Here is a 12706-nt window from a genome sequence, read left to right on the forward strand (position 1 = left end):
TGGCGCATGGAAAATTGCGGCCTTGCAGGCGTTGACCGACAGCAGCGAGGATAGACGACACACCGAAGGCTCAAGGAGAAGCGCCGTGTATGCACAGATGGTGAAAACGGGCGTCGATCACATCCAGTCCAAGGAGGAGATGTCCCCCGAGGAGCGGGCCTTCCAGGATCGTGTCGACCAGGACATCAAGATCGAGCCCAAGGAGTGGATGCCGGAGGCCTACCGCAAGACGCTGATCCGGCAGATCTCCCAGCACGCCCATTCCGAGATCATCGGCATGCAGCCGGAGGGCAACTGGATCACCCGCGCGCCGACCCTTGAACGCAAGGCCATCCTGCTCGCCAAGGTGCAGGACGAGGCCGGCCACGGCCTTTATCTCTACTGCGCCGCCGAGACCCTGGGCGTCAGCCGCGATGAGCTCATGGAGCAGCTCAACAGCGGCAAGGCCAAGTATTCGAGCATCTTCAATTATCCGACGCTGACCTGGGCCGATATCGGCGCCATCGGCTGGCTCGTGGACGGCGCCGCCATCATGAACCAGGTGCCGCTGCAGCGTTGCTCCTACGGTCCTTACTCCCGCGCCATGATCCGCATCTGCAAGGAGGAGAGCTTCCACCAGCGCCAGGGCTATGACGCCATGACGAAGCTTGCCCGCGGCACGCCCGAGCAGAAGCAGATGGCGCAGGATGCGCTGAACCGCTGGTGGTGGCCGTCGCTGATGATGTTCGGCCCGTCCGATGCGGAGTCGGTTCACAGCGCCCAGTCCATGCGCTGGAAGATCAAGATCAATTCCAACGACGAGCTGCGCCAGAAATTCGTCGACCAGACGGTGCCGCAGGCGGAGTATCTCGGCCTCACGGTGCCCGATCCCGATCTCAAATGGAACGCCGAACGCGGGCATTACGATTTCGGCGAGGTCAACTGGGACGAGTTCTATCAGGTGATCGCCGGCAACGGCCCCTGCAACCGCGACCGGCTGCGCACGCGGGTGAAGGCATACGAAGAAGGGCGCTGGGTGCGCGACGCCGCCGATGCCTATGCGGCCAAGAAAGCAGGGCGCGCCAAAGCCAAAGCTGCGTGAGCGGGAGAGCGACGATGACCGACAAGAAGGAATGGCCTCTCTGGGAGGTGTTCATCCGCAGCCAGCACGGACTTGCCCACCGGCACGTGGGCAGCCTGCATGCGCCGGATGCCGAGATGGCGATCATGAATGCGCGCGATGTCTACACACGCCGCAACGAGGGCGTGAGCATTTGGGTCGTGCGCGCCTCCGACATTGCGGCGAGCTCTCCGAGCGAGAAGGGGCCGCTCTTCGATCCGGCCAACAGCAAGGTCTACCGGCACCCGACCTTCTACGAAATCCCTGAAGAGCTGGGGCACATGTGATGAGCGGGCAGGAGGCTCTCTTCGAGTATCTGCTGCGGCTTGGCGACAACGCCCTGATCCTCGGTCATCGCCTGTCGGAATGGTGCGGGCATTCGCCCGCGCTGGAAGAAGATCTGGCGCTGTCCAACGTCGCCCTCGATCTCATCGGTCAGACGCAGCTCTGGCTGAACCTCGCAGGAGAGGTCGAAGGCAAGGGGCGCGATGCCGACAAGCTCGCCTATCTGCGCGACGCCCGCGACTTCCGCAATCTCCTGCTCGTGGAGCAGCCGAACGGCGACTTCGCCGCCACCATGGCGCGCCAATTCTACTTCGATGCCTGGCACTACCTGCTGCTGCGTGATCTCACGGGTTCGAAGAATGCCCGCATCGCCGAGATTGCCGCAAAGGGCCTCAAGGAGGTCACCTATCATCTGGAGCGCAGCCAGGAGTGGGTTCTGCGTCTCGGCGACGGAACGGAAGAGAGCCATCGCCGCATGCAGACGGCGGTCGACGATCTCTGGATGTATACCGGCGAGATGTTCGAATCCGACGAGGTGGACCAGGCCATGGTGCGCGAAGGCATCGGTCCCGATCTCTCGTCGCTCCACGAGCCCTGGCTCGGCCTGATGCGGTCAACAACTGATGAAGCCACACTGACCCTGCCGCAGCCCGGATGGGCGCAGCGGGGCGGCAAGCGGGGCATTCACTCGGAGCATCTCGGCTACATCCTGGCGGATCTCCAGTTCCTGCAACGGGCTTATCCCAACGCAACCTGGTGAGGCGCCGATGACGAGCAGCCTGACACGGCCGGACGTGGAGCAGGTCAGAACCTGGCTGGAGGATGTTCCCGACCCGGAGGTTCCGGCTGTTTCCGTCATGGACCTCGGCATCGTGCGCGATGTGCAATGGTCCGGTGACGAGCTTGTCGTGGCGATCACGCCCACCTATTCGGGCTGCCCTGCCACGAGCGTCATTGCGTTCGACATCGAAGCAGCGCTGCGGGCGAGGGGGCTGGATCGCCTGCGCGTCGAGCGCCGGCTCTCGCCGCCTTGGACGACGGACTGGATCAGCCAAGAAGGACGCCGCAAGCTCGAAGCCTACGGCATCGCCCCGCCGGCCGAGAATGCGGGCGGCCCCTCGGTCTTCGACCGCCTGCTGCGCAAGCCGCTGGTGATCGCCTGCCCCCGCTGCAAATCCGAGAACACGGCCCGCATCAGCGAGTTCGGCTCGACGCCGTGCAAGGCGCAGTACCGGTGCGACGACTGCCTCGAGCCCTTCGACTACTTCAAGTGCATCTGAAACGAGCGGACGCTCCATGACAAAGTTCTATCCCGTCACCGTGGCCGACGTCAGGCGCGAGACCCGCGATGCCATCATCCTCACCCTCGACGTGCCGGATGAGCACAAGGATGCATTCAGCTTCTCGCCGGGACAATACCTGACCCTGCGCACCACCATCGAGGGCGACGAGGTCCGCCGATCCTACTCCATCTGCGCGGCACCCATGGAGGGCAGGCTGCGAGTCGGCATCAAGAAGATCGCGGGCGGCGTGTTCTCGAATTGGGTGAGCGAGCAGCTCGCGCCTGGGCATGTGATCGAGGCCATGCCGCCGATGGGCAACTTCTTCGTGCCCCTCGATCACACGCAGAAAAGGCACTTCGTGGGCTTTGCGGCGGGCAGCGGAATCACGCCGCTGCTGAGCATCGTGAAGACGACCCTTCTGGCGGAGCCGCAATCGTCGTTCACCCTCTTCTACGGGAACCGCGCATCGAGCTCGATCATGTTCCGGGAGGAGCTGGAGGATCTCAAGAACGAGCATCTCGACCGCTTCAGCCTCATCCATATCCTCAGCCGCGAGCAGCAGGATATCGATCTCTTCAACGGTCGCTTGACCAAGGAGAAGTGCGATCAGCTTCTCGAACACTGGATCGACGCCTCCTCCATCGACACGGCATTTATCTGCGGGCCGCAGGACATGATGCTGGGTGTGGCGAAAAGCCTTGAGGAGCACGGCCTCGACAAGCGCAAGATCAAGTTCGAGCTGTTTGCCACCTCAACCCCGAGCCGACGCCAGCGCACGCCCGAGCAGGCCAAGGCGGAGGAGGCCAAGAACCTCTGCGAGGCCACCATCGTCATCGACGGACGCGCCCGCACCCTGTCCTTCGAGAAGGGCAGCGCGTCGGTGCTCGATGCCGCCACCCAGGAAGGGCTCGAGTTGCCTTACGCCTGCAAGGGCGGCGTCTGCTCCACCTGCCGGGCGATGCTGGTGGAAGGCGAGGTCGACATGGATGCAAACTTCGCCCTGGAGGATTACGAGATCGCCCGGGGCTACATCCTGACCTGCCAGAGCTATCCGGTGACCGACAAGATCCTGGTCGATTTCGACAAATAACCGAGAGGTGGCGCCATGGTCGATGAAGAAAGCCTCGTGGGCTTCGTGGCCGGAGGCGGGCGCCTGAGCGCGCCCGACAACGTGACGCCCCGCTATCGCGGCGAGCTCATGCGCCTCATGGCAATCTTCGTCGATTCCGAGATGGCGGGCGCCTCGGGCTTTGCTGACTGCATCAATCTGGCGCCGGGGCTGAAGGAGCGGATCACGGCCACGCGCATCGTCCTCGAGAAGTTCGACCACGCGCGGCAGGTGCTGGAGCTGATGGAGCAGTTCGGCGCCAACACAGGCCAGTATGTGGGCGCGCATCCCTGGTCGTCCCGCCTCGACCGCAGCGTCAATCTTGGGCCGCGCCGCACGGACGGCGACATGCGCCTCAATGTCTTCCATTACCCGATCAACGGCTGGGTCGATGCGGTGGTGATGAACTGCCTCATGGGGCAGGCAACGGTCGTGCAGCTCGACGAGCTGACCCGCGGCTCTTACCAGCCCTTGGCCGACACCCTCTCCGGCATCCTGCCCGTTGAGAGACGCCATGCGGAGCTTGGTGAGCAAGGACTGCGGGTGGCGCTCGACAGGGGACACGACAGGACCGATGCCCAGGCCTCCGTGAACTACTGGTATCCGCGCGTGGCCGACACCTTCGGAAGCAGCGCCTCGGATCACTTCGACCAGCATCGGAAGTATGGGCTGCGCCAGAAGGGCCGGGAGGAGCTTCTGGCCCGCTGGCAAAGCGTCGTTCACCCGATGATCGAGGGATTCGGTCTCAACGTGCCGACCAGAGTTCGTTAGAGAGCCGGCTACTCCGCCGCGCTGGCGCGCCGTGGCAGGCCGATCTGATCTGCGTGAAGATTGCGCGTTCCGTCCACGATCAGCTGCGCGACAAGCTCGGCGTAGTCGGCGCGGGTCACGTCGCCGGTGTTCTTGAACCAGAGATAATGCCAGTTGATCATGCCGAAGAGCGACATGGTCACGGGTTTGAGCAGCTTGGTGCCCTTCAGCTGCGGCGCGACGCCCGCCACCGCATCGGAGAAGATTTTCACCAGCTCGCGCTCCATCGCCTTGAGCTCGGTCTGTCGGTCCGAAGGCAGCAGGCGCAGGCCGTTGATCTGCACATTGTGCTGGGCATCGGCATCGCGATAGGCCTCGAGCAGGGCCGCGACCAGTTCCTTGAGGCGAGGCCCGGCGGCAAGATCCGGCCGGTCGGCGGCTTCCACCACTTCGAGCAGTTCTTCCAGGTGGAAGCGGATCACGTCGAAGAGCAGCTCCTCCTTGTCCCGGTAGTAATGGTACAGGTTGGCCTTCGAGACCCCGCAGGCCTCGGCGATCTTGCTCATGGAGGCGCGATCATAGCCATGCTCGGCAAAGAGTTCGGCCGAGCGATCGAGGATCGCCCGGCGCTTGTCGTCGTAGTCTGTGGCGCGGGTGCGGGCCATGGGCTTGTCTATTCTTTCGGTCTGCGGTCGATCACGCGTCTCGCCTTGCCGAGCGAGCGCTCGATCCCTTCAGGGTCGAGGACGTTTACCTTAGCCGTGATGCCAATGGTATCCTTGATCGCCTGGCTCAGGCGGTCGGCTGCGGCCCTGCGGGTTTCCGGATAATCGGATTCAGGCCTGATCTCGGCCCGGATCTCCACCTGGTCCATGCGGCCCTCGCGGGTCAGCACGATCTGGTAATGGCCCGACAGGGTCGGGATCTGCAGGAGCTTTTCCTCGATCTGCGTGGGGAAGACGTTCACGCCCCGGATGATCATCATGTCGTCGGTGCGGCCCGTGACCTTTTCCATGCGCCGCAGGGTGCGCGCGGTGCCGGGCATGAGCCGGGTGAGGTCTCGGGTGCGGTAGCGGATGACCGGCATGGCCTCCTTGGTGAGCGACGTGAAGACGAGCTCGCCCTCCTCGCCGTCCGGCAGCACCTCGCCCGTCACCGGATGGATCACCTCGGGGTAGAAGTGATCCTCCCAGATGTGCAGGCCGTCCTTGGTCTCGATGCACTCGCAGGCGACGCCCGGCCCCATGACCTCGGAGAGGCCGTAGATGTCGACTGCGTGGATGTCGAAGGCCTCCTCGATCTCCGCCCGCATGGCGTTGGTCCAGGGCTCCGCGCCGAAGATGCCCACTTTAAGCGAGGATTGGCGCGGGTCGAGGCCCTGCTTGCGGAACTCGTCGAGGATCGCCAGCATGTAGGAGGGCGTGACCATGATCACGTCGGGCTGGAAATCCTGAATGAGCTGAACCTGGCGCTCGGTCATGCCGCCCGACATGGGGATCACCATGCAGCCGAGGCGCTCGGCGCCGTAATGCGCGCCCAATCCGCCCGTGAAGAGGCCGTAGCCGTAGGCCACATGCACCTTCATGCCGGGACGCGCGCCGCTCGCCCGAATCGAGCGGGCCATCACGTCGGCCCATGTGTCGATGTCGCGCTTCGTGTAGCCGACCACGGTGGGCTTGCCGGTGGTGCCCGACGAGCCGTGCACGCGGGCGATCTGATTTTGAGGCACGGCGAACATGCCGAAGGGATAGTTGTCACGCAGGTCCGCCTTGGTGGTGAACGGAAACTTCGCGAGGTCACTCATATCCTTGAAGTCGTCCGGATGAACGCCGGCTGCGTCGAACTTCGCCCGGTAGTGCGGCACGTTCTCGTAGGCGTGGCGCAGGGACCAGGCGAGACGCTCGCGCTGCCATACGGTCAGCTCGTCACGGGATGCGAGTTCGAGGCGGTCGAGAGCTGCGGCCTCGGGTTTCAGTTCGGACAGCTTGCGCAGCGGGATCTGATTCAAGGAAGCCTCCCATTCATTTTGTTGTTGGTTCCGTCTCGTCTGCGCTCGATGCGAGCAGCGTGCCGGCGATGGTGCGAGAATGCCCGCGGAACTCGGCAACCACCTCGTCCTGGCCGTTGCGAACCGTCACGTCGTAGATGCCGGAGCGGCCGGAGCGATTGCGCTCCACTGCATGAGCCGTGAGCGTGTCGCCACGGCGGCCGGGCTGCAGGAACGTGACAGTGCATTGCTGCGCGACGGTGCGCTGGTTGTAGGTGTTGCAGGCGAACGCGAACGCCGAGTCGGCGAGGGTGAAGATAAAGCCGCCGTGGCAGATGCCGTGGCCGTTCGTCATGTCGGGGCGGACAGGCATGGACAGAACCGCCTCGCCCGGCGCGACCCGCTCCACGGTCATGCCGAGGCCCTGGCTCGCCTGATCCTCGGCCCACATGGCCTGCGCGCAGGCCTGTGCGATGTCGTGGGCGGCGATTGCGGAAGAGGGTGCATCCATCAGGCTTTTCCCGTGAACTTGGGCTGCCGCTTCTCGAAGAAGGCCATGACGCCTTCCATGTAGTCCGGCGTGCGGCCGGCCCGGCCCTGCAGGTCGCGCTCCAGGTCGAGCTGCCGGTCGAGATCGTTCGTCTGCGAAGCGTCAAGAGCCTGCTTGATCAGCCCGAGCCCGACGGTGGGCTGCGTCGCGAAGTGCACGGCCAGTCGGTGTGCCTCGTCCATGAGGCCCGCATCGTCGACGGCTTTCCAGATCATGCCCCAGGCCTCCGCCTGTTCGGCCGGCACCGGCTCGGCGAGCAGGGCGAGAGCGCGTGCACGCGCCGGGCCGACGAGGCGCGGCAGGAACCAGGTGCCGCCTGAATCGGGCACGAGGCCGAGTTTCGCGAAGGCCTGGATGAATTTGGCGGAGCGCGCCGCCAGAACGATGTCGCAGGCCAGCGCGATGTTGGCGCCGGCGCCGGCCGCCACGCCGTTGACGGCGCAGATGACGGGCATCTGCAATGCGCGCAGCTTGCGCACGAGCGGGTTGTAGAGTCGTTCCAGCGTCGAGGAGAGATCGGGCGACTGTCCGGGGCTGAAGATCCGGTCGGACAGATCCTGGCCTGCGCAGAAACCACGCCCGGCGCCCGTGAGGATCAGCGCCCGGCAACTGCCATCCGCTTCTGCATCAAGAAGCGCCGCCATCAGGGCCGCATGCATCGCCTCGTTGAAGGAGTTGAGACGATCGGGCCGGTTGAAGGTGATGACGCGATAGCCTTCGCGCCTGTCCGTGAGGATGAGATCAGTCTCCACCATGGCCCTCCCGAATTCTTCGCTGATGGCAAGCGGATGGTCTTGCGACTTGTTTACTATTGACCAACCGTTCGGTCAATTATATTGATGTCAAGGACAGGGTCAATGAGAGCATTCACAGCTCGCAGGGAGCCGCATGAGATGGGATTTGTCGAAGACCATCGGGGTACGTTCACTCAAGCCTCCCAGGCTGTGCGCCCACACGACCGCCACAGCATCGACGCCTGCTTCACCGATGCTGCTTTCCCATTCCAGTGCTTCCAAACCACAATGACCTGAAGGGCCGCTGCGGCCCGATCCAGCGTTCAAAAACAAAAAAACAAACGACAACCAACCAGGAGGAAACGGATGACATCGAAGACGACGCTCAAGTTCATGCTGGCTGCAGGCGCACTCAGTGTTGGCATGTCTCATGGTGCCCTTGCGCAGGACACCGTCAAGATCGGCTCGGTTCTCTCAGCCACTGGGCCGGCCTCGTTCCTCGGCGAGCCGGAGGACAAGACGCTCAGGATGTATGTCGACAAGATCAATGCGGCCGGCGGCGTCGCGGGCAAGAAGATCGAGCTGGTGATCTATGACGATGGCGGCGATGCCAACAAGGCGCGCACCTTCGCCACACGCCTCGTCGAGGATGACAAGGTGGTCGCCATGGTCGGCGGATCGACGACCGGCACCACCATGGCGATGATCCCGGTGTTCGAGGATGCCAAGATTCCCTTCATTTCGCTCGCGGGCGCCATCGAGGTGATCGACCCCGTGCGCAAGTTCGTCTTCAAGACGCCGCACACCGACAAGATGGCCTGCGAGAAGATCTTCGAGGACCTGAAGAAGCGCAATCTCACCAAGATCGGCCTGATCTCTGGGACCGACGGCTTCGGGGCGTCCATGCGTGCGCAGTGCGTGAAGGTCGCGCCCAACTACGGCATGGAGATCGTGGCCGACGAGAACTACGGCCCGCGCGACAGCGACATGACCGCCCAGCTCACCAAGATCAAGAACACGGCCGGCCTGCAGGCGGTCGTGAACCCGGGCTTCGGCCAGGGCCCTGCCATCGTGACCCGCAACTATGCACAGCTCGGCATGAGCAACGTCCCGTTCTACCAGAGCCACGGCGTTGCCTCGAAGAGCTTCATCGATCTCGCGGGGGCTGCGGCGGAGGGCGTCCGCCTGCCGGCTGCAGCGCTGCTCGTGGGCGACAAGCTGCCGGAGAGCGATCCGCAGAAAAAGGTCGTGACGGAATACAAGCAGGCCTACGAGAGCGCCACGAAGCAGCCGGTCTCCACCTTCGGCGGGCATGCCTATGACGGCCTCTTCATCCTGGTCGAGGCCATGAAGCGCGCCAACTCCACGGATTCTGCGAAAATCCGTGACGAGATCGAGAAGACCAAGGGCTTCGTCGGCACCGGCGGCATCGTGAACATGTCGGCCACGGACCATCTCGGCCTCGATCTCTCCGCGTTCCGCATGCTCGAGATCAAGGGCGGCGACTGGAACCTGGTGGCATCGGGCAGCTGATCCTCGCCGATATGGACCAACGGGAGGCGGATCACCGCCTCCCGTTCGCCGATCTGAAGTCGCGGGACATCATATGGCCGAGTTCCTCCAGTTTCTCATCTCCGGGCTGACGGTTGGCGCCGTCTATGCGCTCGTCGCGCTGGGCTTCACGCTGATCTACAACGCATCCGGCGTGGTGAACTTCGCCCAGGGCGAATTCGTCATGCTCGGCGGCATGGTGACCGTGTTCGCATCGGCCGCCGGCGTGCCGCTGCCCCTGGCTGCCGTTGTTGCGGTGGTGGCCGCTGTGGCGGTGGGGCTTCTTCTCCATCGCTTTGCCATCGAGCCCGCCCGCGGCGCATCGGCCGTGACCCTCATCATCATCACGATCGGCGCATCGATCCTGCTCCGCGGCCTTGCCGCAATCATCTTCGACAAGCAGTTTCACAAGCTTCCCGGCTTCACGGGCGAGGCGCCCATCGATGTTCTCGGCGCGGCCGTTCAGCCGCAGAGCTTCTGGGTTCTCGGCGGAACAGCCGTGGTCGTGGTGGCGCTTTACGTCTTCCTCGAGCACACGCTCCTCGGCAAGGCTGTTCTGGCCACAGCCGCGAACCGGCTGGCAGCGCGGCTGGTGGGCATCAACACGACCACGATCATGGCTCTGGCCTTCGGAGGCTCCGCCGCCATCGGAGCCATCGCGGGCATTCTCGTCACGCCGATCACCCTGACGAATTACGATGTCGGCACATTGCTGGCCCTGAAGGGTTTTGCCGCCGCCATGCTGGGGGGAATGGGCAATCCGCTGGGGGCTGTCGTGGGCGGACTTCTGCTGGGTCTGTTGGAAGCCTTCGGGGCAGGCTACCTGAGCTCCACCTACAAGGACGCCTTCGCGTTCCTGGTCATCCTCATCGTCCTGTTCGCAGCCCCGCAGGGTCTGTTCGGACGTCGAGCCGTTGAGAGGGTGTGAGGATGGGTGCTCTCCTGAACCAGCGCTTTATGACACTGGCCGTGCTGGCGGTCGTGATCGCCGTGCTCCCGCTCGTCTTTCCCTCAAGCTATTACTTCCGCGTCGCGTCGCTCGTGTGGGTGTCGGCGCTGGCGGCCATCGGCCTCAACATCCTCATGGGGCAGGCGGGGCAGGTCAGCCTCGGCCACGCGGCGTTCTTCGGAATCGGAGCCTATGCCGTCGCCATCGGGCCGACGCATCTTGGGATCCCGCCCTGGGCGGCGATTCTCGTTGGTGCCGTGCTCTCTGCGGTGCTGGCCTATCTGGTTGGACGCCCGATCCTGCGGCTGAAGGGCCATTACCTCGCGATTGCGACCCTCGGCCTCGGCGTGCTCATCGCGCTCGTGATTTCCACCGAAAGCGGCTGGACGGGCGGGCCGGACGGCATGCCGGTCGAGCGGCTGACCCTGTTCGGCTGGCGCGTCAGCGGGTCGAATACCTGGTATTGGGTGACCGGCGCCCTCCTGCTCATTGGAACCTGGATTGCCCTCAACCTCGATGAGACGCCGACAGGACGGGCGTTTCGCGCGCTGCACGACAGCGAGGTGGCGGCCCAGGTGGTGGGCGTCGATGTCGCCCGATTCAAGCTGCAGGCCTTCGTGATCGCGGCCGTCTATGCGTCGATTGCCGGCTCGGCGCTGGCCTTCATGAACGGTTTCATCAACCCGGATCAGGCGGGCTTCCTGCACTCGGTGGAACTCGTCACCATCGTGGTTCTCGGGGGCCTCGGGTCCATTGTCGGCAGCATCGTCGGGGCGGCCGTTCTGGTGACGCTGCCGCAGGCGCTGACGATCTTCCACGAATACGAGCATCTGCTTCTCGGCCTCATCATCATCGTGTCGATGATCTTCATGCGCAACGGCATCGTGCCGAGCCTCTCGGGCCTGTTCCTGAGGAGGGCACGGTCATGACGATCCTGACGGCGACGGATATCGGCATCTCCTTCGGCGGCGTGAAGGCCGTCGACGGGGTCGGCTTTTCGGTGAGCCCCGGCCAGATCCTCTCGATCATCGGTCCCAACGGAGCCGGCAAGACGACGCTCTTCAACATCGTGTCCGGCATCTATGCCGCAAGTCGTGGCACGATCCATTTGGCCGATGAGGACGTGACCGGTCTCTCACCCCACGATCTGGCTGCTCGCGGGCTCTCCCGCACGTTCCAGAACCTGCAGATCTTCCAGCGCATGACCGCTTGCGAGAACGTGATGGTCGGACGCCACCTCCGGGAGAAATGCAGCCTCCTGCCGGCGCTGTTCAGAACTCCGTCCGTGACGCGCCAGAACCGGGAGACGCGGGCCGCGGCACTCGATCTTCTCGCCTCCGTGGGCCTGAAGGACGCCGCGGACGTGCCGGCCGGGTCGCTTCCCTATGGCGCCTGCAAGCGTCTTGAGATCGCCCGCGCCCTCGCGGCCGAGCCGCGCGTGCTGCTCCTCGACGAGCCGGCTGCCGGCTGCAACGCAGTCGAGACCGAAGAGATCGATCACCTGATCCGGCAGGTTGCCGACAGGGGCGTCGCCGTCGTGCTCGTGGAGCACGACATGAAGCTCGTCATGAAGATCTCTGACAGGATCCTGGTTCTTGAGCGGGGCAGGCCGCTGGCCGAGGGAACGCCGCGAGAGGTGCGCGATGATCCAAAGGTCGTTGAGGCTTATCTGGGACAGCACGGCGCCCGGGAGGCTGCCCGTGCTTGAGGTCGAGAGCCTGCGCAGCGCCTATGGCCGGATCGAAGTTCTCAAAGGCGTCAGCCTCGAGGTTCGCACGGGCGAAGTCGTGGCGCTTGTCGGCGCAAACGGCGCCGGAAAGACCACGCTGCTGCGCGCGCTTTCAGGCGTGCAGCCGATCACCGGCGGTGAGATCCGCTTCAAGGGACAGCGCATCGACCGCCTGCACCCTCATCAGCGGGTGGAACTCGGCATCACTCAGTCGCCCGAAGGCCGACAGGTGTTCGGGCCTCTCACCGTCGAGGACAACCTGCGGCTCGGAGCCTACAGGCGGCGCGACAAGGAGATCGAGCAGGATCGCGACCGCGTCTTCGCGATGTTCCCGATCCTGGCCGAGAAGCGTCATCTCCTGGCCGGCGGCTTGTCTGGCGGTCAGCAGCAGATGCTGGCCATCGGCCGGGCCCTGATGGGGCGTCCTAAGCTTCTGCTGCTCGATGAACCATCCCTTGGCTTGTCGCCGCTCTTAGTCGACCAGATTCTCGATGCCATCGTGTCCCTCAGGAAGGACGGCATCACGGTGCTTCTCGTGGAGCAGAACGCCAGCGCGGCTTTAGCCATCGCCGATCGCGGCTATGTGCTCGAGACCGGCAAGGTTGCCTATAGCGGCACGGGCTCTTCGCTGCTCGCCGACCCCCAGGTGAAGGCGGCCTATCTCGGAATCGAGTAGTCCGC

General features: G+C 64.3%; 15 protein-coding genes. 11 read left to right on the plus strand and 4 right to left on the minus strand.

All coding sequences use genetic code 11. The annotated features are described in order from the left end of the window. Positions 1–85: 85 nt before the first annotated feature. The 6 genes from paaA to MA07_RS25930 are packed head-to-tail and all read left to right on the plus strand — an operon-like array spanning position 86 to position 4546. A complete protein-coding gene (paaA, locus tag MA07_RS25905; protein WP_036358941.1) occupies positions 86–1081 on the plus strand; it encodes a 1,2-phenylacetyl-CoA epoxidase subunit PaaA in 996 nt (331 codons plus the stop codon). Between the two features lie 14 nt (positions 1082–1095). Beyond that, complete coding sequence (paaB, locus tag MA07_RS25910) at positions 1096–1386, plus strand: 1,2-phenylacetyl-CoA epoxidase subunit PaaB (RefSeq protein ID WP_036358944.1); 291 nt, start codon at positions 1096–1098, stop codon at positions 1384–1386. After that, complete coding sequence (gene paaC / locus MA07_RS25915) at positions 1386–2144, plus strand: 1,2-phenylacetyl-CoA epoxidase subunit PaaC (RefSeq protein WP_036358948.1); 759 nt, start codon at positions 1386–1388, stop codon at positions 2142–2144. The genes paaB and paaC overlap by 1 nt, the downstream gene beginning before the upstream one ends. Positions 2145–2151: 7 nt before the next feature. Further along, positions 2152–2664 carry a 1,2-phenylacetyl-CoA epoxidase subunit PaaD gene (gene paaD, locus MA07_RS25920; RefSeq protein WP_036358950.1) on the plus strand — a complete coding sequence of 171 codons (513 nt, stop codon included), beginning with the start codon at positions 2152–2154 and terminating at the stop codon, positions 2662–2664. A 16-nt stretch (positions 2665–2680) separates the two neighbouring features. Beyond that, positions 2681–3757, plus strand: coding sequence for a 1,2-phenylacetyl-CoA epoxidase subunit PaaE (gene paaE / locus MA07_RS25925; protein WP_036358953.1), 1077 nt, complete (start codon positions 2681–2683; stop codon positions 3755–3757). Between the two features lie 15 nt (positions 3758–3772). Next, positions 3773–4546, plus strand: coding sequence for a Phenylacetic acid catabolic protein (locus tag MA07_RS25930; RefSeq protein ID WP_036358956.1), 774 nt, complete (start codon positions 3773–3775; stop codon positions 4544–4546). 8 nt (positions 4547–4554) lie between these two features. Here MA07_RS25930 and MA07_RS25935 read toward each other — a convergent pair whose 3' ends face one another. The 4 genes from MA07_RS25935 to paaG are packed head-to-tail and all read right to left on the minus strand — an operon-like array spanning position 4555 to position 7814. After that, positions 4555–5190, minus strand: coding sequence for a TetR/AcrR family transcriptional regulator (locus MA07_RS25935; protein WP_036358959.1), 636 nt, complete (start codon positions 5188–5190; stop codon positions 4555–4557). An 8-nt stretch (positions 5191–5198) separates the two neighbouring features. Continuing rightward, the gene (gene paaK / locus MA07_RS25940) at positions 5199–6533 is read right to left on the minus strand and encodes a phenylacetate--CoA ligase PaaK (protein WP_036358962.1); all 1335 of its coding nucleotides are present in this window, start codon (positions 6531–6533) and stop codon (positions 5199–5201) included. A gap of 13 nt (positions 6534–6546) precedes the next feature. After that, positions 6547–7023, minus strand: coding sequence for a hydroxyphenylacetyl-CoA thioesterase PaaI (gene paaI / locus MA07_RS25945; RefSeq protein ID WP_036358965.1), 477 nt, complete (start codon positions 7021–7023; stop codon positions 6547–6549). Beyond that, positions 7023–7814, minus strand: coding sequence for a 2-(1,2-epoxy-1,2-dihydrophenyl)acetyl-CoA isomerase PaaG (gene paaG, locus MA07_RS25950; protein WP_036359281.1), 792 nt, complete (start codon positions 7812–7814; stop codon positions 7023–7025). Before paaG ends, paaI begins: the two co-directional genes overlap by 1 nt. A 348-nt stretch (positions 7815–8162) precedes the next feature. Here paaG and MA07_RS25955 point away from each other — a divergent pair, with 348 nt between their 5' ends. The 5 genes from MA07_RS25955 (at position 8163) to MA07_RS25975 (ending at position 12701) form a co-directional block, all read left to right on the plus strand. After that, positions 8163–9329 (plus strand): ABC transporter substrate-binding protein, encoded by a 1167-nt coding sequence (locus MA07_RS25955; protein ID WP_036358968.1) that lies wholly within the window; start codon positions 8163–8165, stop codon positions 9327–9329. A 73-nt stretch (positions 9330–9402) separates the two neighbouring features. Then, the gene (locus MA07_RS25960) at positions 9403–10275 is read left to right on the plus strand and encodes a branched-chain amino acid ABC transporter permease (protein ID WP_036358971.1); all 873 of its coding nucleotides are present in this window, start codon (positions 9403–9405) and stop codon (positions 10273–10275) included. Between the two features lie 2 nt (positions 10276–10277). Beyond that, a complete protein-coding gene (locus MA07_RS25965; RefSeq protein ID WP_036358974.1) occupies positions 10278–11225 on the plus strand; it encodes a branched-chain amino acid ABC transporter permease in 948 nt (315 codons plus the stop codon). Then, positions 11222–12004, plus strand: coding sequence for an ABC transporter ATP-binding protein (locus MA07_RS25970; protein ID WP_036358977.1), 783 nt, complete (start codon positions 11222–11224; stop codon positions 12002–12004). Before MA07_RS25965 ends, MA07_RS25970 begins: the two co-directional genes overlap by 4 nt. After that, entirely contained in the window at positions 11997–12701 is a 705-nt protein-coding gene (locus MA07_RS25975) for an ABC transporter ATP-binding protein (RefSeq protein WP_036358980.1), read from the plus strand. The genes MA07_RS25970 and MA07_RS25975 overlap by 8 nt, the downstream gene beginning before the upstream one ends. Positions 12702–12706 lie beyond the last annotated feature (5 nt).

This window comes from Microvirga sp. BSC39 (assembly GCF_000739015.1).
Classification (GTDB): domain Bacteria; phylum Pseudomonadota; class Alphaproteobacteria; order Rhizobiales; family Beijerinckiaceae; genus Microvirga.

Bases quoted from the DNA above. Each gene is read 5' to 3' on its own strand.
- paaB (WP_036358944.1), top strand. From the start codon at position 1,096: ATGACCGACAAGAAGGAATGGCCTCTCTGGGAGGTGTTCATCCGCAGC.
- paaC (WP_036358948.1), top strand. From the start codon at position 1,386: ATGAGCGGGCAGGAGGCTCTCTTCGAGTATCTGCTGCGGCTTGGCGAC.
- paaD (WP_036358950.1), top strand. From the start codon at position 2,152: ATGACGAGCAGCCTGACACGGCCGGACGTGGAGCAGGTCAGAACCTGG.
- paaE (WP_036358953.1), top strand. From the start codon at position 2,681: ATGACAAAGTTCTATCCCGTCACCGTGGCCGACGTCAGGCGCGAGACC.
- MA07_RS25930 (WP_036358956.1), top strand. From the start codon at position 3,773: ATGGTCGATGAAGAAAGCCTCGTGGGCTTCGTGGCCGGAGGCGGGCGC.
- MA07_RS25935 (WP_036358959.1), bottom strand. From the start codon at position 5,190: ATGGCCCGCACCCGCGCCACAGACTACGACGACAAGCGCCGGGCGATC.
- paaI (WP_036358965.1), bottom strand. From the start codon at position 7,023: ATGGATGCACCCTCTTCCGCAATCGCCGCCCACGACATCGCACAGGCC.
- MA07_RS25955 (WP_036358968.1), top strand. From the start codon at position 8,163: ATGACATCGAAGACGACGCTCAAGTTCATGCTGGCTGCAGGCGCACTC.
- MA07_RS25960 (WP_036358971.1), top strand. From the start codon at position 9,403: ATGGCCGAGTTCCTCCAGTTTCTCATCTCCGGGCTGACGGTTGGCGCC.
- MA07_RS25965 (WP_036358974.1), top strand. From the start codon at position 10,278: ATGGGTGCTCTCCTGAACCAGCGCTTTATGACACTGGCCGTGCTGGCG.
- MA07_RS25970 (WP_036358977.1), top strand. From the start codon at position 11,222: ATGACGATCCTGACGGCGACGGATATCGGCATCTCCTTCGGCGGCGTG.